General features: G+C 31.7%; 13 protein-coding genes. 10 read left to right on the top strand and 3 right to left on the bottom strand.

The features are described from left to right. Positions 1-171 (bottom strand): transposase (locus tag CVD18_RS12500; RefSeq protein WP_146052740.1); only part of this gene is annotated, 171 nt, incomplete at its 3' end. Positions 172-740: 569 nt separating this feature from the next. Between CVD18_RS12500 and CVD18_RS12490 the strand changes: the two genes are divergently transcribed. Continuing rightward, complete coding sequence (locus CVD18_RS12490; RefSeq protein WP_103865782.1) at positions 741-2,396, top strand: hypothetical protein; 1,656 nt, start codon at positions 741-743, stop codon at positions 2,394-2,396. Positions 2,397-2,778: 382 nt separating this feature from the next. Here CVD18_RS12490 and CVD18_RS12485 read toward each other — a convergent pair whose 3' ends face one another. Continuing rightward, positions 2,779-3,849, bottom strand: a complete 1,071-nt coding sequence (locus CVD18_RS12485; RefSeq protein ID WP_103865781.1) for a carbohydrate-binding protein — start codon at positions 3,847-3,849, stop codon at positions 2,779-2,781. 412 nt (positions 3,850-4,261) lie between these two features. Between CVD18_RS12485 and CVD18_RS12480 the strand changes: the two genes are divergently transcribed. Beyond that, entirely contained in the window at positions 4,262-5,191 is a 930-nt protein-coding gene (locus CVD18_RS12480) for a PfkB family carbohydrate kinase (RefSeq protein ID WP_103865780.1), read from the top strand. Positions 5,192-5,281: 90 nt separating this feature from the next. Continuing rightward, the gene (locus tag CVD18_RS12475) at positions 5,282-7,180 is read left to right on the top strand and encodes an amidophosphoribosyltransferase (protein WP_103865779.1); all 1,899 of its coding nucleotides are present in this window, start codon (positions 5,282-5,284) and stop codon (positions 7,178-7,180) included. A 459-nt stretch (positions 7,181-7,639) separates the two neighbouring features. Here the strand turns inward: CVD18_RS12475 and CVD18_RS12470 are convergent, their stop codons facing one another. Then, on the bottom strand, positions 7,640-8,248 hold the full coding sequence (locus CVD18_RS12470; RefSeq protein ID WP_103865778.1) for a superoxide dismutase: 609 nt from the start codon (positions 8,246-8,248) through the stop codon (positions 7,640-7,642). A gap of 190 nt (positions 8,249-8,438) precedes the next feature. Here CVD18_RS12470 and CVD18_RS12465 point away from each other — a divergent pair, with 190 nt between their 5' ends. From CVD18_RS12465 to CVD18_RS12435, 7 genes are all read left to right on the top strand, one after another. Next, the gene (locus tag CVD18_RS12465) at positions 8,439-9,578 is read left to right on the top strand and encodes a DUF5700 domain-containing putative Zn-dependent protease (RefSeq protein WP_103865777.1); all 1,140 of its coding nucleotides are present in this window, start codon (positions 8,439-8,441) and stop codon (positions 9,576-9,578) included. Between the two features lie 91 nt (positions 9,579-9,669). Continuing rightward, on the top strand, positions 9,670-12,825 hold the full coding sequence (locus CVD18_RS12460) for an exodeoxyribonuclease V subunit beta (RefSeq protein WP_103865776.1): 3,156 nt from the start codon (positions 9,670-9,672) through the stop codon (positions 12,823-12,825). A 285-nt stretch (positions 12,826-13,110) separates the two neighbouring features. After that, positions 13,111-14,514 (top strand): OmpA family protein, encoded by a 1,404-nt coding sequence (locus tag CVD18_RS12455; protein ID WP_103865775.1) that lies wholly within the window; start codon positions 13,111-13,113, stop codon positions 14,512-14,514. 103 nt (positions 14,515-14,617) lie between these two features. Next, positions 14,618-17,353, top strand: coding sequence for a PD-(D/E)XK nuclease family protein (locus CVD18_RS12450; RefSeq protein ID WP_103865774.1), 2,736 nt, complete (start codon positions 14,618-14,620; stop codon positions 17,351-17,353). A gap of 2 nt (positions 17,354-17,355) precedes the next feature. Then, positions 17,356-18,204 carry a S9 family peptidase gene (locus CVD18_RS12445; RefSeq protein WP_103865773.1) on the top strand — a complete coding sequence of 283 codons (849 nt, stop codon included), beginning with the start codon at positions 17,356-17,358 and terminating at the stop codon, positions 18,202-18,204. Between the two features lie 57 nt (positions 18,205-18,261). Continuing rightward, on the top strand, positions 18,262-18,552 hold the full coding sequence (locus CVD18_RS12440; RefSeq protein WP_103865772.1) for a hypothetical protein: 291 nt from the start codon (positions 18,262-18,264) through the stop codon (positions 18,550-18,552). 81 nt (positions 18,553-18,633) lie between these two features. Further along, positions 18,634-21,027 carry a TonB-dependent receptor gene (locus tag CVD18_RS12435; protein WP_103865771.1) on the top strand — a complete coding sequence of 798 codons (2,394 nt, stop codon included), beginning with the start codon at positions 18,634-18,636 and terminating at the stop codon, positions 21,025-21,027. Positions 21,028-21,033 lie beyond the last annotated feature (6 nt).

The raw sequence follows: 21,033 nt of genomic DNA, 5'->3' as shown, positions 1-21,033 counted from the left end.
GTCATAAGTAACTTTTAAACCAGCCTCTCCCTGATGGTCAAACTTCTTTCTCCAACTATAAAAAGTGCCAGTGCTAACTCCATACTTACGACAAGCTTCTACGATACCAATCTCTTCCGAAGTAGCTAGTATTTCTAACTTCTGGTCTAAAGTCCATTTCTTGTATTTCATATCTCAAATGTATTAGTTTGAAATTTAAAAGAACACTCCGAACTTATTGGGGGCTAAACTATCTAAATTAAAAGGAATTGTAATCATCTCTCCTTATAGAAAAATCGAGTCAAAACAAATTATTGATTTAATGGAGATGTATCCAAGATTGATTCAGTCAATTTTTTATCAAGCTTCTAACAACGATAATCAAGAAAAAATAATATATTCAAAAAAGCAATTAGGAGATATACTATGTAAAAGGATTAATAATATTTAGGACTTAGTTGTTAATACACCCTCTTTTATTGAAGCAAAAAAATATAACCTGTACTTTAATAGAAGAATATACATAGATAATGATGGTTTTGTAAAACGTTCATATGAAGATTCTGAAAGCTATGGAGACCTAAAAAATGATTATTTACAAAAAATAATTACGTCTTCAGATATCACCTCATTGTGGAAAGTTACAAAAGATCAAGTAGAAATCTGTAATAGTTGTGAATTTAGGTATGCATGTCCTGATAATCGTATTCCAATTTTTGATTCAAAAAGTAATCAGTATTATCACTTAACACCTTGTAAATATGACCCTAAAACAAAAAAATGGAATGCTTAAATTGATATTCTTTTTCAGCAGTATAGTTCTATTTAGTATTTCTTCAGGTTGTTCTTCATCAAAAATGTACAGAAAACATAATTATCATAATGGAGTTGTATACTATAATAATTTTTTAAAGATAAGTGGTCGGTTTTTTGGGGATATTAATTTTTATACAATAGGCGAAAAAGAAATTCACACAAAATTTCTTAAAAATAACCATTCAATAAAAAAAAATATAATCCTTTATGGAAGAGCAAAAGATCCCAAATATGAGGTAATTATAACATATCGGGAAAATAAAAAAATAAAAAAATCCACAGACACTCTACTCCTTAATGACATTAAGGATCAGAAAGTAATTTACAAAAAAAGTACCAAAGGAAAAGAAATCAAACTATATATAAGTGCAATTGGATCTCATAAATCAAACCTAACGATGTTGAGAGATGGAGATAAAATCATAAAATCATTTAAATTTAATTCTAATATTGAAGATCAAGTTCAACTTATTGATATATTTAATACGTATCGGTATGAAAATAATTTTCTATACCTGTTAAACAAGTTAGATCAAGCACCAATTAATACAAAACAACGAAATCAATGGCTAAATTTTCAGTTATACACAACTATCTTGTCTAATGATACAAGCAATAAGAGGTATCAAGAACTAATTAAAAAATATGATTCCAAAAGAACCCAAAACCTTAAAAAAATTACCGAGGATGTTTTAGCTACTATATCAAATCATCCTAACAAAAAAGGAGTTCTACCACAAATAAAAAATGTATCAAAGCATAAAAAAGTAGTAATGCTGAATGAAAACCATTGGAGTCCTAATCATAGAATATTTGCACATAGTCTATTACCTATACTTAAAGAAAATGGTTTTAATTATTTGGCTATCGAAGCGGTAAATAAAGATCAAGATAGCATTCTTAATGAGAGGGGAATCCCTGCTAAGAGCACAGGATATTATACAAGAGAACCTTATTTTGGGATTTTTATCAGAAAAGCTCTAGCGTTAGGATATCATATAGTTGGTTATGATGATGATGTATCTAATAATCGTGAGAAAGCACAAGCTGAGAATTTAATAAAAATAATTGATAAGGATCCCGATGCAAAAATATTCGTGTATGCTGGCATTGATCATATTCTCGAATATAACCCTGTAAAGAAAATGATGGCAGGATATTTTAAAGAGTTATCAGGAATTAACCCTCTTACTATTGATCAAGTCGAAATAATTGCAAATACGAATGCCGATACAATTCTTTTGGAATCAAAATATTTCAATCAATCGGAGTTGATAAATTCAGGAGTTGATTATTTCCTTATCAATACAATCAAACCAAATTTAAAAAAGGTGTACAAAGAAAATACAGTTTTTTTATTTTCTTCTGAAGAAAAAACACTCAAAACATATAAAAATGAAGACGTATTAGTATCGGTTTTTCTTGAAAAAGAATATTTAAAATTAAAAAATAACAGCATCCCTATAAAAAACAAAATCCTTTCTGTAAAAGATAACACTATAGAATTAGAGTTGCCAGAGGGAAATTATAGATTAAAAATTATGGACGGCAATAATAAAGTTATACTTTCAAAAGAGATAAACCATCACCGTTCAAAATAGATAAATTTATTTTTAAAGAGTGATTGGTGATTAGGAAGAAAAAAAATTGTTGTTAAGACAATAAATAATTAAGGAACTAAGAGCTGAATTTTTTGAGATGTTTAGTTTTTATACTATTATGAGAAATAAATGTTCAAAAAAAACCCTTGTTTTTTATGCTATCAAAGAATACTATACTTACAATTGTTAGTAATGTTATCTTGTAAGTAAAAAATCAAAAGAAAATATAGAGCAGTTATTGGAGAAGTTGCAACTTAAATAAAACAAAGAAGTTCTAGAAAAGTGAATTTATAAAAAATGCTCCAGTGTTTATCTGGAGCATTTCTTTAAAAATAATTTATTAATCTAGAGTATCAAATAATTGATACGTGATTACCGTTTTTTAGTTACCACATGCTCCAAGATTATTCCATCCACTAGCTGTTTTTTGATATAAATTACCTTGATATGTTACTTTATCCCCAACAGAATAAGAAGCATTACCATTATATGCAGCTACACCACTACAAATATCGTTATTAGGAGTACTATCACATGCACCAAGGTTATTCCATCCACTGGCTGTTCTTTGGTATAAACTACCTTGATATGTTACCTTATCTCCAACAGAATAGGAAACATTACCATTGTATTCAGATACACCATCACAGTTACCACCACCAGTAGTGCTACCAGGATATATAGAGGCGATAAAAGATTTATCTGTTGCAGATAATTGAGAATTGCTTCCTACAGCAACACCATCTATAGTGTGCTCTGCAGGAATAGGGTAATGCATGATAGATTTTGGATCATACACACTGTAATTAGAAATATTTTTTTCATAACGTCTGAATAGATTATTATCTACCTGTGCTCTACTCCAGTTATTAGGTGGTCCTGCATAATACGCATAGACAGCTTCTTTATCCCAGTTAATTCCAGCAACAGGATTTTGATGTTCATGAATCAAACCAAGCGCATGACCAAATTCATGAATAGTAGTTCTTCTAAACTCTGTGTCAGAAGTATTGTTATTAAACCATCCAAAATGCATACTATGAGCATGGTTATTAGAATCTGTTCCTAAATATGACCAAGACCCCCCATCATCTGCAAATTGACCTTCTTTAAAACCAATTTTGATATTGGCACTACTGGTTGAAGATACCCATTCAAATTTTAGATTCGCATGGTTTTCCCATTCTACGGCATATTGTCGTACTTTGGATTGTACATAACTATTTCCATTTAAAAATTTAACACGAATTGTTTGTCCAGGCTCCCACTGCTTTGATTTAAGACTTGCAGCTTTTGATTGATTGGCATCCCATTTTTCGATACAAACATGAGCGCTTTTTGCAGCTGTATCCTGATTTGTTTCGATAACATCGTCAGAATTCTTCTCACAGTTGAATAATAAAATCGAGAATAACGTAACTAAAGCTAGTTTAGCTAAATTTAGTTTTTTCATAATTAGTATAAGTTTGAGTTATTTCAAATAACGTTTATTTTTTATAAATATTTTAAGATTTATTTAATTTTTTTACGTAAATTTTAACATTTTTGTATTATTTAATATGTTTTGGTTAGTGATTTGCTATTGTTGATTTTGTGATAAAAATGCAGAAAACCCTTTTGAAGTCTATGCTTTTTGCTCAAGATTGACTCGTTGTCGAATAACCTAACTGATCAAGAGTGTTTGAAGGTGGAATATTTAAAGAGAGATATAATATCTTTATTTAATAGAATGATTTAAAAGTGATACTATTTATCTAAGAAAAAGCTAAGAAAAATATCTACTGATTTTGAAGGTAAGTTTGCATCAAACGGTCTTTACTACTTAAAACTAAAACGTATATTTGCAAAAAAAATAACGCTAGTTTATGAGCAAATTACTTATTGTAGGTTCTATTGCCTTTGATGCAATAGAAACCCCATTTGGTAAAACTGATAAAATATTAGGTGGAGCAGCACCTTATATTGCACTTTCAGCCTCTAATTTCAACATTTCTTCTGCGATTGTTTCTGTAGTAGGAGAAGATTTTCCAACAGATTATCTTTCAAAACTTCAGGAGAAAAACATCGACACTTCTGCAGTAGAAGTCGTAAAAGGAGGAAAAACATTTTTTTGGAGTGGTAGATATCATAATGACTTGAACTCAAGAGATACATTAGACACTCAACTTAATGTACTTGCTGATTTTAATCCAATGGTACCAGATAGTTATAAAGATGCCGATATAGTGATGTTAGGAAATCTAAATCCACTAGTACAGCTTGGTGTTTTGGAGCAACTTACAACCAAACCAAAACTAGCTATATTAGATACAATGAATTTTTGGATGGAAGATGCTTTTCTAGAAGACCTTCTTAAAGTAATTGCTAAAGTAGATGTCATTACTATTAATGATGAAGAGGCTAGGCAATTGAGCGGAGAATACTCTTTGGTAAAAGCAGCTAGAGCTATCGAAAAGATGGGGCCAAAATATGTAGTAATAAAAAAAGGAGAACATGGAGCGCTCTTATTTCATAAAGAACAGATTTTCTTTGCTCCTGCATTACCACTAGAAGAAGTTTTTGATCCTACGGGAGCCGGGGATACTTTTGCAGGTGGTTTTTCAGGATACCTGACAAAAACAAATGATATATCATTTGATAACATGAAGAAAGCCATTATTCATGGATCTAATTTAGCATCTTTTTGTGTAGAAAAATTTGGTACAGAAAGAATGGAGGACTTAAAACGAGACGAAGTTCAAAAACGGCTTAAGCAGTTTAAGGATTTGACACAATTCGAGATAGAACTATCTTGAAATAAATATAGGCCCTAAAGCGCAATTGTTTGGGGCTTTTTTAATTATGGTTTACCTAACACAACAACAGTTTAGAATTTTTGGAATACAATGAGTGATGCGTTAAAACACGAATGCGGTATAGCATTTATCAGATTATTAAAACCGTTAGAGTATTATAAAGAGAAATACGGGAGTGCATTTTATGGAGTAAATAAAATGTATCTAATGATGGAAAAACAGCATAATCGTGGTCAAGATGGTGCTGGATTCGCTAGTATTAAGCTGGATACAGCTCCTGGTGAAAGGTATATAAGTAGAGTGCGATCAAGCGAACCGCAACCAATACAAGATATTTTTTCTCAGATCAATGATAGAATTAATAAAGAATTGGTTGATCACCCTGAATATGCAGATGACGTAGCAGAACAGAAAAAAAACATTCCTTATATAGGAGAAGTACTTCTTGGGCATGTGCGTTATGGTACATTTGGTAAAAACAGTGTAGAGAGTGTTCATCCTTTTTTAAGACAAAATAACTGGATGCATCGTAACCTTATTGTTGCAGGTAACTTTAATATGACCAATAATGATGTCTTATTTAATAATTTGGTAAGATTAGGGCAACATCCAAAAGATAAAGTAGATACTGTAACTGTAATGGAAAAGATAGGTCATTTTCTAGATTCAGAAGTGGCTAAGTTATATAAGAAGTTAAAGAAAGAAGGATTTAATAAGAACGAAGCTTCTCCGCAAATAGCAGAAAGACTAAATGTTGCTAAAATCCTTAAGAAATCATCAAGAGATTGGGATGGGGGATATGCAATGGCAGGAATGCTTGGGCATGGCGACGCTTTTGTTTTGAGAGACCCTGCAGGAATAAGACCAGCATACTACTACAAAGATGATGAAGTAGTTGTTGTGGCATCAGAAAGACCTGTAATACAAACAGTATTTAATGTCGATTTTGATGATGTTTCTGAACTGGATCCAGGAAAGGCAATCATTGTAAAAAAAGACGGAAAAACATCTATAAGTAAGATTATAGATCCTTTAGAGAGAAAAGCATGTTCTTTTGAGCGTATTTATTTTTCTAGAGGTAGTGATGCTGAAATTTATAAGGAAAGAAAAAGTTTAGGAAAGTTGATCATGCCTCAAGTTCTAGAAGAAATTGATCATGATACAGTAAATACAGTCTTTTCTTTTATACCTAATACTGCAGAAACCTCTTTTTATGGTATGGTAGAAGCAGCGCAAGATGAGCTGAATAAGCAAAAGAATGAGGCTATATTATCAGAAAAAGAAACACTTACTGATGAGCGTTTGTCGCAGATTCTTTCTTATAGATTAAGAACAGAAAAAATAGCAATCAAAGATGCCAAGCTTCGTACTTTTATTACAGAAGATAGTAGTAGAGATGATTTGGTAGCTCACGTATATGATGTGACTTACGGAGTAGTAAAAGAAGAAGATAATCTAGTAATAATTGATGATAGTATTGTTAGAGGAACTACACTAAAAAAGAGTATCATTAAAATGGTAGATAGATTGAAGCCTAAAAAAATAGTTATTGTTTCTTCTGCTCCACAGATTCGTTATCCAGATTGCTATGGGATTGATATGGCACGATTAGAAGGGTTAATTGCTTTTCAGGCATCGTTAGAGCTTTTAAAAGAAAATGGTAATTATGATCTGGTAGAGAAAGTTTACGAAAAATGTAAAGCTCAGGAAAATCTTGAAGATTCTGAAGTGCAAAACTTTGTAAAAGAAATCTATGATGGGTTTTCTGATCAGGAAATAAGTGATAAGATCTCAGAATTGTTAAGTGATACGTCTGTTAATGCTGATGTAAAGATTATTTATCAAACAGTAGACAATCTTCATAAGGCGTGCCCTAAGAATTTAGGAGATTGGTATTTTACTGGAGATTACCCAACTGCTGGAGGTAATAGGGTTGTAAATAAGGCATTTATAAACTTTTTTGAAGGGAACGACGAAAGAGCGTACTAAAAAAAGAAAATGTTTGCTGTTAAAACAGGTTAAATTGTGTAGTTCAACAAGTATTTTGACCTTTCATCTAAAACATTTTTCCACAATGAAATAACGCTTTATATTAGCAGAGCCATAGCATAAGTAGGTTAAGTTCATGGTAGATTTGGGGCAAAAAAAGGTGGATCTTCCACCTTTTTTTATTTTATAGCATTTCGTAATTCTTCATACTCATATAACTATTATTTTATAGTATACACGAATCAAGATTAAATTCTCTTTGTATTTATCTGAACTGCACTCTAGGGACTCTTATTTTAGTATTACAAAAGGGGGTTGCTTTTATTGATAAGATAGTTTGGTGTACTTATAACTAATATAAAGAAAGGACTTAATGATAATGCAATTGTAAAGCATAAAAAAAGGAGTGATTAATTCTTCCAAGAATTAATCACTCCTTTTTTATTAAAACACCAAGTGTTATTTTCCTTGAGCGTATCTGCTAGAAACTTCGTTCCAGTCAATTACGTTAAAAAATGCGGAAACATAATCTGGGCGACGATTTTGATAATTTAGGTAATATGCGTGCTCCCAAACGTCTAATGCTAGTATAGGAGTTCCTCCGCAACCAATTCCTGGCATTATTGGGTTGTCTTGGTTAGGAGTAGAGCAAACCTCTACTTTTCCTCCTTGATGAACACATAACCAAGCCCATCCAGAACCAAATCTAGTTCCTGCTGCTTTAGAAAAAGCATCTTTGAAGGCCTCAAAAGAACCAAAAGCTACATTTATTGCATCAGCAAGCTCACCAGAAGGCTTACCGCCACCGTTTGGAGACATTACTTCCCAGAACAGACTGTGATTATAATATCCTCCACCGTTATTTCTAACAGCTCCATTCGTCATATCAAGATTAATAAGGATATTTTCGATGGTTTTACCTTCAAGGTCAGTTCCTTTAATTGCAGCATTTAATTTATTGGTGTATCCAGCATGATGCTTATCATGATGAATTTCCATGGTACGAGCATCTATATGAGGTTCTAACGCATCAAAAGCGTAGTTTAATTTTGGTAGTTCAAATGACATACGTGACTGTTTTTGATTAATAAAAAATAAAAATGACACCAAATTTAACAATTAGAATGATGAATAAAAATTTATAATTGTTATAAATTAATTAAATAGCTAATTTTTTTATATAGTTTAAGACTATAATCAGTCAATTTTGTATGTTTACTGAGGGGAAAATTCAAACTTCAGTTTTAATATATATACGATGAATTTTATAAAACACACATGCTTATTGTCTATTTTGTTATTTGCTGTTGGTTGTGGTGATAAAAAAACTAGAGTTAGTAAGAATACTGCTTCTCGTTTTAATTTTGAAGCTGTTTATGACTATTGGGAGGTAGTAGATTCATTAAAAAATAGTCAATACCCTTCTGATGTTTTGTGGGATAAGTTATTGAATCATCAAGGATATAAAGTAATAGAATCTGCCAATGGTACCACACCTGAAATGATAAAAGAGAGATTAGCGATATGTTTTTATCCTGAAAATAAAAAAACAAAAGATAGTATATTTAGATATGGAGATGTTTTTCAGAAATCGATTTATTTACACCTTGAAGAAACCGATCGATCAAGAGAAGATTTGAAAAAACATATAAATTGGATGAGAGATCAAAAGGTGTATGAAGCTATGATTGATAAAGCTAATGAATTTTTGCCAGAGAAATATAAAAATTATAAAGTACCAATTATCAATATAATTTTATTCGGAGAAAATGCACATGCAAATCAATCAGGGGTGTGTATGGATTTATTGCTTTCATATTTTATTGATAAAATAGATAAAGGCGGAACATTAGGTCATGAATTACATCATTATGTTTTAGATAGCTATAAAATTAATAGTGACAAAGAAAAAAATAAGACTCTTGATAAGAATAAAGAGCTTATTCAAAAAATAGTGTACCAATCACAAAAAGAAGGGATTGCAGATTTAATAGATAAAGATAAAGGATATTTGGATCTTAAAGTAAAGACTACTTCACCAGAATACTTAGGATTTATAAGAAGTGAATTTGCAAAAGGAAAAATACGTACTTCTCAATTAAATGAAAAACTAATAACCATAGCGCAAAATAAAAACAAGTTGTACACTTGGGATTCTGTAAGTAAAGCGCTGCCTTTTTACGGGCATGTAGTTGGATTTTATATGGCAAAAACAATTAATGATAATGGGTATCACAAAGAATTGATCAATACCATCAACAGACCACAATGTTTTTTTGAACTATACAATAAAGTTGTTCAAGAAAAGCAGTTGGATGCAACCCTATTTGATGAAGTAGTTATCCAATTAATTAATGAATCTAGTGCTCAAGAGAATACAGTATTCTGTTATAAATAAAGGTTTGAATAATGAGTTTGATTAAATTTAAAAAAAACAAACACTCAGTATAAATACGACGGCATTTAGTATTTTAGACAAAAAAAAAGAATTGAGTTCTACCACTGCTTTTACGATTTATAATGCTGCTGCTGGAGCAGGTAAAACGTATACTTTAGTCAAAGCATACTTAATAGCCTTATTTACAGGAGAATTTAAAGATAGCTATAGGAGTATTTTGGCAATAACCTTTACAAATAAGGCAGTTGCCGAAATGAAAACCAGAATTTTAGAGAATCTGGTTGCTATTAGTAAACCTGATACACCAACTAAGTATCAAGATCTGTTGAAAGAGTTAAGTATAGAGACAGAAATTACCGAGCAGGATCTCAAACAAAAGGCAAAACGAATTCTTAGGAGTATTCTTCATAATTATGCTGCATTTGATGTGGTGACTATTGATACATTTACACATAGAGTAATAAGAACATTTGCACATGATCTAGGTATTCCTATGAATTTTGAGATTGAGATGGATACAGATTCATTAGTCAAAGAAGCCGTAGATGCAGTTATTGCAAAAATAGGATTAGATGAAGAGCTAACCAAGCTCATTATTGATTTTGCGATAAGCAAACTAGAAGATGATAAAAGTTGGGATATAACCATAGAGCTAAATAAAGTTGCCAGATTATTATTTAGTGAAAATGATAGAGAGCACCTCAATAAGCTTTCGGGCAAGCAAATTGAAGATTTTGAATCTCTCAAACAATATTTGAAACAAAAAATTGAAAGTGGAAAAAAAGAGATTATCACAGAATCAAAAAACACCTTACAATTAATAACAGAGCAAGAGATTGAGTATACAGATTTTACCCGTAGTTCAATTCCTAAGCATTTTTTGAAATTGGCAGAAGGTGATGTGAAAATTGATTTCAAGGCAGCTTGGAAACAAAATATAAAAGAAGCTTCTTTTTACGGAGCAAAATTAGATAGTTATAAAAAAGAAATAATAGATACAATAAGACCAACTATTGAAGAAAGTTTTCTAGCAACAAAAGAACGATTAGTAGAAATAGGTTTTTTTCAAAATATAGCCAAGAATCTAACCCCACTTTCTGTATTGAATGCTATAAATAAAGAACTGTTAGCAATAAAAAAAGAAAGAAAAATTTTATTGATATCAGAGTTTAATACTATTATAAGTAAAACAATTCAAGGGCAACCAGCCCCTTTTATATATGAGCGCTTAGGCGAGCGCTATAGAGATTATTTTATTGATGAATTTCAAGATACATCAGAACTACAATGGAACAACCTGATACCACTTATTGATAATGCAGTTTCTACAGAAACCCTAACAGGAAAAAGAGGGAAAATTACAATAGTAGGAGATGCCAAACAGGCGATATATCGTTGGAGAGGTGGAAAAGCAGAGCAATTAATTGACCTGTCTTCAGGCAAAAACCCTTTTTCGGTACAAGAAAAGCAAGTGCTAGATTTGCCTAGAAACTACCGTAGCCATGAAGAAGTTATTACATTTAATAACAACTTATTTACCTATTTGTCAAAGGATTTTAGTGATACAAAACATCAAGAATTATACGTATCAGGAAATAAACAGGAAGTAAACTCAAAAAAAGATGGATACGTAAATGTATCATTTATAGAAGCAAAAAATGTATCTCAGGAAAACGAGATGTACCCAGAAAGAGTGTATAACACTATACTAGAGTTGGCTAATAAAGAGTATGCGTATAATGATATTTGTATTATTGTGCGTAAACAAAAAGAAGGAGCTATTATAGCAGATTTTCTTACTCAAAAAGGAATATCAATAATCTCTTCAGAAACCTTATTGGTTAATAATGCTCCAGAAGTAGTATTTATAGTGAATCTACTCACATGGCATATACAATCAGACCATTTACAATCAAAGATTAATGTATTACATTTTTTAACAGATAAGTTTTCAATCGCAGAGAAACATTCTTTTTTGCAAAAGATGATGTCAGGTACTAAACAAGAATTTTCATCAGCATTACAAGATTTAGGAGTTCAATTTAATTTTGCTGATCTAGCAATAAAACCATTATATGATGCTGTAGAGTATATTATAACTAGTTTTTCGCTGGCAAATACTGCTTCTGCATACTTACAATTTTTTCTAGATATTATCTTTGCTTTTACGCAACGACATACAGAAGGGATTTCTGGATTTTTGTCATATTGGCTTGCTCATAAAGATACATTAAGTATTGTAGCCCCAGAAACAGAAGAAGCCATACAAATTATGACAATACATAAAGCTAAAGGACTTGAGTTTTCTTGTGTTATATATCCATATGCAAATATTGATATCTATGAAGAGATAGAACCCAAAACATGGTTACCTGTAGAAAGTGATAATTATAAAGGATTTGATGAAGTGTTTATTAATTACAATAAAGGAATAGTAGAGTATGGTGAGCATGCACAAAACATTGTTTTAAATCGACAAGCACAATTAGAATTAGATGCTTTTAATCTATTATATGTAGTGCTTACCAGAGCAAAAGAACAGCTGTATGTAGTTTCTAACATGAAATTAAATTCTCGAGGAGAAAGTAATCCCAATACTTTTTCAGGAAAGTTAATTTCATATTTAAAACATATAGAAAGATGGGATTCTAATATTACAGAATATGTTTTTGGAGATCCAAATAAGCCTGATAGTACTCATACAACAAGTGTCGAGGATAAACCAAGAGTAATCAAGCTCTCAAAATTTGAAGCAACTCCAGCAAAATATAAGGTACATATTATTACCAATTCTGGTAAATTGTGGGATACTTCTCAGCAAAGCGCAATAGAAAAAGGAAATTTGATGCATGATCTTATGGCTTCTGTACATACATATAAAGATGTAGAAAAGGTTGTTGAGGAGGCATATCAAAAAGGAGAAATTACGATTTCTGAAAAAAAGTTGCTTTATAAAGAAATCAGTAATATTGTGAATCACCCCCAACTTTCTCAGTATTTTTCTGAAGATGTCATTATATATAATGAAAGAGATATTATATATAATGGAAAACTAGTACGTCCTGACAGAATAATAATGGATGTTAATAATTTGACTACAATAATAGATTACAAGACGGGTATTCATGATAATACACATACCCATCAAATAGAACAATACGCATCAATTTTAGAGAAGATGGGATATGTTGTAAAGAACAAGATTTTAATTTATTTTAATGAAGAGATTACTCTTAAGTACTTATAAATAAACTATCAATTTTATAATTACTAGCAGAAATTTAAGGATAAAAGGTATTTTTATCTTATAATTGTATGATAATTATTAAGATAAATAGGGTGATTTATCTTTTATAAGGCTAAAATTATTGCTTTTTCTGGGGCTTAAAAACTGTAATTTAAAACTACAATTCCCTTCAAAGACGCGATATATACTGGTCTATTAAGAAAAATTTATTAGATTTATCTTTGACAGTTATTTTTAACATATTACATTTGCTCTAATTAACACTTAAAAATTAAATTATTGAATATGAAACATCTTAGCAGATTTTTAGCGGCTTCGATACTTGTACTAGGACTTAGTACAGCGAATGCACAAGATGAGAATAATCCTTGGGCGGTTTCTATAGGCATTAACGCCGTTGACATCTTTCCTACTGGGGGAGACCTTACCAGTCAGGGAGAAATTTTCGATGAATTTTTTAATGCTAGCGACCACTGGAACATTCTTCCATCTGTTTCCAAATTATCTGTTGGTAGATATATAGGAGATGGTTTTACTTTTACAGCAGCAGGATCGGTTAACAAAATAGAAAATTTTGGAGAACTTGAAGACGGAACTCCTGTTGATGTTGATGACTTATCTTACTATGCTTTAGATGGTACAATTAGTTATAGCCTTAAAAACGTATTAAAATCAGGTTGGTTCGACCCTTACTTAGGTGTAGGTGGTGGATACACTTGGATTGATGAAAATGGAGCTGGAACATTAAACGGTTCTCTTGGATTAAACTTTTGGTTGACAGAAAATTTAGCATTTAATGTTCAGTCTACTTATAAGCATGTATTCGAAGATTACGATGCTGCACCAGCAGGAAACTATCCTCCAACTCACTTCCAACATTCTGCAGGACTTACTTTCGCTTTCGGAGGTAAAGATACAGATGGTGATGGAGTATATGACAAAGATGATGAGTGTCCAGAAGTACCAGGTTTAGAAGAATTCAACGGATGTCCTGATACTGATGGTGACGGAATCACTGATGCTAAAGATGACTGTCCTGATACAGCAGGTACTGCTGAATTCAACGGATGTCCTGATACAGATGGTGATGGAGTACCAGATCCTAAAGATGATTGTCCTACTGAAGCTGGATTAGCTGCACTTAACGGATGTCCTGATGCTGATGGTGATGGAATCGCTGATGGTAAAGATGGTTGTCCTAATGAAGCTGGACCAGCTGCTAACAACGGATGTCCTTACCAAGATAAAGATGGTGACGGAGTAATAGACAAAGATGATAACTGTCCTGATGTTGCAGGAACTGTTGCAAACAAAGGTTGTCCTGAAGTAACTGAAGAGGTACAAAAGACACTTAATGAGTATGCAAAAACTATCTTGTTTGATTCTGGTAAATCTACAATCAAAGCACAATCAAATAAAGTACTTGGAGATATCATCGGTATCTTAAAAGAGTATCCTAATGCTAAATTTACAGTAGAAGGTCATACTGATAGTGTAGGAAGTGCTAAACTTAACCAGAGATTATCTGACTCAAGAGCAAATGCTGTTAAGAACTACTTAACAGAAAATGGTATCGATCAGTTTAGATTATCAGCTGTTGGTTATGGTGAAGATAGACCTATCGTTTCTAACAAAACTAGAAAAGGTAGAGCAGAAAACAGACGTGTAGAGATTAACTTAGTAAAATAAGAACTCACCTCTGTAAATAATAAAATATTGAAAACGTCCCGAATTTTTCGGGACGTTTTTTATTTTTAGAAAATATATCATATCAATATAAAATCATATTCGTTTGAAAAGTTTTCTAAAAGAAGTATTACTAGAATTACAAGGTGGCAAAGAAAAAATTAGTGATCTAATTTTTATTGTGCCCAGTAAAAGAGCAGGACTTTTTCTTAAAAAAGAACTTTTAGAAATTTATACCGATGAAATTCTTTTTGCCCCAATAATTCTAAGTATAGAAGAATTTATTGTTCAATTATCAGGACTTCAACAAATTGATAATGTGCAAACATTATTCGAGTTTTACGATACATATCTAGAAACACACCCTGAACAAGAAAAAGAAAATTTTGAAACCTTCAGTAATTGGGCTCAAACATTAATCTACGATTTTAATGAGATCGATAGGTACTGTATAGATCACAAAAGCTTTTTTACATATTTATCAGGTATACAAGATTTGAATCACTGGTATTTGCAAAAAGAAAAAACTGAATTGGTTCATAATTATATCAAATTTTGGGAAAGTCTGATAGATTATTATAATAATTTCAAAAACAAGCTTCTTTCAAAAAGAATAGGATACCAAGGATTACTGTATAGAAAAGCATCAGAAGATATTCAGGAGTATATCAAAACCGAAAAAAGAAAACATATTCTAGTAGGTTTTAATGCGCTAAACAATGCAGAGCAGCTTATTTTCCAAAGACTTTTAGAAGCTGATATAGCAAAAATATACTGGGATGCCGATCAGTTTTTTATAGATAAGACATATCATGAAGCATCATTATTTTTAAGAACATATAGAGATACATGGGGTTATTATAAAGAAAAACCCTTTCAGTGGATACAAAATAATTTTTCTCAAGAAAAAGATATAACATTAATTGGAGTACCAAAAAACATTGGTCAGGCCAAAACAATAGGGCAAATACTTGCCAGCATACCCAAAGCCAAATTAGAAAAAACAGCATTAGTACTTGCAGATGAAACGTTATTGCAACCAGTGCTAAACTCTTTACCAGATACAATAGACTCTCTAAATATTACAATGGGATTGCCGCTTAAAGAAGTTCCTTTGTCAGCATTTTTTGAGTTATTATTTACCCTTCACAAAATAACTAATCCACAAGGGCTATATTATAAGTTAATCATTGAGGTTTTAAGTAGTCAGCCTGCATATCGATTATTGGGATTAGAAGCTACAAGATTAATTAATACCATATCAAAAGAAAACATTGTCTACATTACTCTAGAAAGATTACAAGAAGGAGTCGCAGAGAAAGAGAAACAAATTCTTAAACTACTATTTGAATCATGGCAAAATGTAGCGGTTGCACTAGAGAACAGTAAAAAGATACTAATAACACTTAGAGATAATCTTGATAAAGACAAAGACGAGTTAGAGTTGGAGTATGTTTATCATTTTCATTTAGTATTCAATAAAATAGTTACACTTCACAGTACATATCAATATCTGACCACTGTAGGATCGTTGTATACCTTGTACAAGGATATTTTAACAACAGAAACATTGGATTTTGCTGGAGAGCCTTTTAGAGGATTACAGCTTATGGGGATGTTAGAATCACGTTGTCTGGATTTTGAGACAGTGATTATAACTTCTGTAAACGAAGGAGTTTTACCAGCAGGAAAAAGTATGAATTCTTTTATTCCTTATGATCTAAAAAGCGCATATAACTTACCTACTTATAAAGAGAAAGATGCAATATATACTTATCACTTTTACAGATTGATCCAAAGAGCAAAAAAAGTATACTTGCTATACAACACAGAAAATGAAGGAGTTGGAGGGGGAGAAAAAAGCAGGTTTCTCTTACAGCTAGATATAGATAAAAGGCCAAAACATAAGCTTGCAAAATATATTGTCTCTGCAAGAGTGCCTAAATTAATTGCCCGCCCCTTACAAGTAGACAAGAATGAGGATATTGTAGTAAGGTTAAAAAAATTAGGAGCTCATGGATTATCCCCATCAGCGTTAACAACCTATATAAGAAACCCAATAGACTTTTACTACAAATATGTTCTAGGTGTTCAAGAAACAGAAGAAGTAGAAGAAACCATAGCAGCAAATACTTTGGGAACGGTTATTCATAATATACTGGAAACATTCTATAAACCAATTGAAGGTAAGTTTCTTACAATCGAGGATATCAATAAAATGAGAACTCAAATAGAAACCGAACTAAAAAAAGAATTCAAACAAGAATATACAAAACTAGATATTACACAAGGTAAAAACCTTTTGATTTTTGAAGTAGCAAAACAGTACATCTATAATTTTTTGAAAACCGAAGAAAAGGTATTGAACAGTGGTAGGCAATTAAAAATTATATCGATAGAAAGTAATCTAAAAACCAAATTACATATCCCTGAATTAGGTTTTCCTATATATATCAAAGGAAAAGTAGACCGTATCGATGAATTAGATGGTCAAGTAAGAATTATAGATTACAAAACAGGTAGAGTAAGCAAAAATGATGTTGTTATAATGGATTGGGATTTGATCACAGAAGACTATAAATATAGCAAGGTGATACAAGTTTTGGCATACGCTTATATGCGCCACAACGAAAACCCAATTTCTCAAGCCTTTCAAGCAGGGATAATTTCGTTTAAAAACCTTCAAGCAGGGTTTCTTGGGTTTGGAACCAAAGAAAGTGTACGAGGTAAGGTAAATTATGAAATAACGAATGTTGTATTTGAAGAGTATCTACGGCAAGTTACAAAAATGATATCTGAAATTTTTAATAATAAAATTCCGTTTATCGAAAAAGAAGTATAACTATGACTACACGTAATAAAAATATATATATAGAAGGAAAACATAACAAGCCAATTCTAGCCGATGTTTTTTATTTAGAGAATGAATTGCAGAAACCTATTGTTGTTTTTTGTCATGGATATAAGGGGTTCAAAGATTGGGGAGCATGGGATTTGGTAGCAAATTCTTTTGCAAATGCTGGTTTTTTCTTTGTGAAATTTAATTTCTCTCATAATGGAGGGACTGCAAAACAACCCATTGATTTTCCTGATCTCGAAGCTTTTGCAAATAATAATTATAATAAAGAATTAGACGACTTAGAAACTGTAATTGATTGGATTACATCTTCTGATTTTGAATATAATAAAGAAATAATCACTTCAAACATTACCTTGATAGGGCATTCACGAGGAGGAGGTATTGTAACGATAAAGGCTGTAGAAGATACAAGAGTTACCAAATTAATAACCTGGGCAGGGGTTTCAGATTATAAAAATCGATTCCCAAAGGGAAAAGCCTTTGATGAATGGAGAGAGAATAAAGTAATGTATGTTGAAAACCGAAGAACCCAACAGAGAATGCCACATTATTTTCAGTTTTATACATCTTTTATAGAAGATGAAGAGCGATTAACTATTGCAAAAGCTGTTACAAAAATCAAAATTCCTTATTTGATTGTTCATGGCACAGATGACCCTACAGTTGATGTAGAAGAAGGCAAAAGAATAAACTCATGGAATCGTGATAGTGAGTTATTTTTGGTAGAAGGATCTGATCATATATTTGGAGCTAGACATCCATGGCAAAAAAAGAATCTACCAAAGTATCTGGATGTTATAGTGCAAAAATCTATTAATTTTGCTAGTCTTTAACACTTTATTAGTCAAAAAATATACTAAGCAACTGTTTTTTTTCGTTTATTTGCCGTAATGAAGGTAAACAGACAAATACTAGCCTCTATTTTTTTGGTACTTTTTGGTATCATTCAATTAGCAGATTTACATGTTGTAGGTCATGATGATGCTGATGATGATGTAGATTGCTCAATTTGTAAATTTACATTGGATCATCATAATGATGGGGTAATACCAGTAGATTCAGTAAAAATTTCTGAGATCATAACTGTTCCCGCAGATATTGTTCGTACAACTTATGTAAATCGTTATTTTGGTTCATCTGTTACCCATTCATTTTTAAATAAAGCCCCACCCACAGTATAATTTTATTTAGACTTTTTTTATTGACAACTTAACTGGTAGTATTACTCTCTAGTACCAGATTATTCATTATTTATTTTATAGATGAAAGGACTCACATGCTTATTAGTGTTTCTTTTTTTGGTAAACCTCGTATCAGCACAGGAATGTGATAAATCACTCTCTGGTAGAGTTATAGATTTTCATGATGGGATACCTCTAGAAGGAGCTACAATAACATTTAACAACCGCACAGTAGTGACAGATGTAACTGGCACATATCACATTAAAGGTTTATGTACAACAGCGTACGCTTTTACAATATCCCATGAAAAATGCAACTCTCAGGTAGTTACATTAGACATGGCAAGGGTATCTGATAAAGATTTTTATCTAGAACATCATCTTAATGAACTTGATGAAGTAAAAGTAGATGGAGTAGATATTAGTAAAACAAACTCTGCTCAAGAAGAAACCATTGGGGCAGAAATTATTGATAAATATAGTAATGCTTCACTAGGAGATGCTCTTAGAGGTATTACAGGTGTTTCCTCATTAAATACTGGATCAACCATAGTAAAACCAATTATTCAAGGATTAAGCGGCAGTAGAGTACTTATTATGAATAATGGTGTGCGTATGCAGGATATGGAGTGGGGAGATGAGCATGCTCCTAATATTGATATCAATACAGCAGGAAATATTACTGTAGTAAAAGGAGCTTCTGCATTGAGATATGGTGGTGATGCTATTGGTGGAGTAATTATTATGCAACCTAGTAAAGTACCAACAAAAGACACTCTTTATGGAAAAACGGTAGCTTCAGGAGCAACAAATGGTCGAGGAGGCTCAATTACATCAGAATTAGCAAAAGGATATGAAAGCGGCTGGTTTCTTAAAGCACAAGGAAGCTTAAAACGTTTTGGTGATGTAGAAGCACCAGATTATGTGCTCTCTAATACAGGCATATTTCAGAAAGGAGCATCACTCTCTTTTGGAGTAAATAAATTTACTCATGGATGGGATGCATACTATTCCTTTTTTGAGAATGAAATTGGCGTATTGGCAGCTTCACACATAGGTAGTGTAGATGATCTTATTAATGCAATAAATAGTCAAAAACCTGCAATTGTTAGAGATTTTACCTATAAAATTAATGCTCCAAAACAAGAAGTTACTCATCACTTAGGGCGATTACGATATTTCAAACGTTTTGAAGAGTTAGGAAAATGGAGTACGCAGTATGATTTTCAGTATAATCAGCGATTTGAATTTGATATTCGTAGAATTGAAGAACGTAATAAAAAACAAAGTATAGACTTAGAATTAAAAACACATACGCTTACCTCAGACTTTAGATTTGATTCAAATCCAGAGTTGTTGTGGAGTATAGGTGGTCTATTTAGGTATCAAAATAATTTTGCAGACCCTAGTACAGGGGTAAGAAGGCTTATTCCTGATTATGATAAGTACGATGCTGGACTATTTATTACAGGAGAGTATGACTTAACAAACAATATTGTAATAGATGGAGGTATTAGATATGATTATAATCGTATGGATGCCAAAAAGTTTTATTTAAAATCAAGATGGGGAGAAAGAAATTACTCTATTGATTTTTCCAACCTTATCATTGACGACTTTAATACACAATGGCTTGTTAATCCAATTTTTGACTATCACAGTATTTCTGGTACTGCAGGAATACAATATATATATAAAGAAGATTATGAGTTCAGATTCAATTACGCATTAGCACAACGAGCTCCTAACCCATCAGAATTGTTCAGTGATGGATTGCATCATTCTGCAGCCAGAATTGAATTGGGTGATTTAAGAATAGATCAAGAAACATCTCATAAAATATCGATAACAGCACAAAAGAATACAGAAAAATGGGGCTGGGAAATTGCGCCTTACGCCAATTTTATAAATGATTATGTTTTATTAGAACCCGTTGATGTACAACTCTCTATAAGAGGTGCATTTCCTGTTTGGGAATACAGGCAAACTGATGTTACATTAGTAGGATTAGATGCAAAGCTGTATACAAACTGGAACAAACATTGGAGAACAGACCATAATTTCTCTTTGGTAAAAGGAAGTGAAAATAAAAATGATATACCGCTGATTAATATACCATCAGCAAATTTTGATAATCGTATTACCTATACAAATAAGAACTGGTATGGGTTTAATGCATCATTAGAAAGCCAGTATTTTTTCAGGCAAAATGAATACCCTGATAATATTTCGGTGTTTTCTCCACAACAACAAGAAACCGTTGAATTGGATATCAATACTCCTCCTAAAGCATATCATTTATTAAATGCAGATACTAGTATGGAGTTTCCTCTTGGACAAAAAAATATAGTAAAAGTAGGAGTAACGGTAAACAATATATTAAATAAAAATTATAGGAATTATTTGAATCGTCAACGATATTTTGCAGATGATTTAGGCAGAACATTTTTATTAAGATTTTCAATTAAATATTAAATTAAA

This window comes from Aquimarina sp. I32.4, from assembly GCF_002924285.1.
GTDB lineage: Bacteria > Bacteroidota > Bacteroidia > Flavobacteriales > Flavobacteriaceae > Aquimarina.
This window is presented reverse-complemented; position numbering and strand designations above follow the sequence as displayed.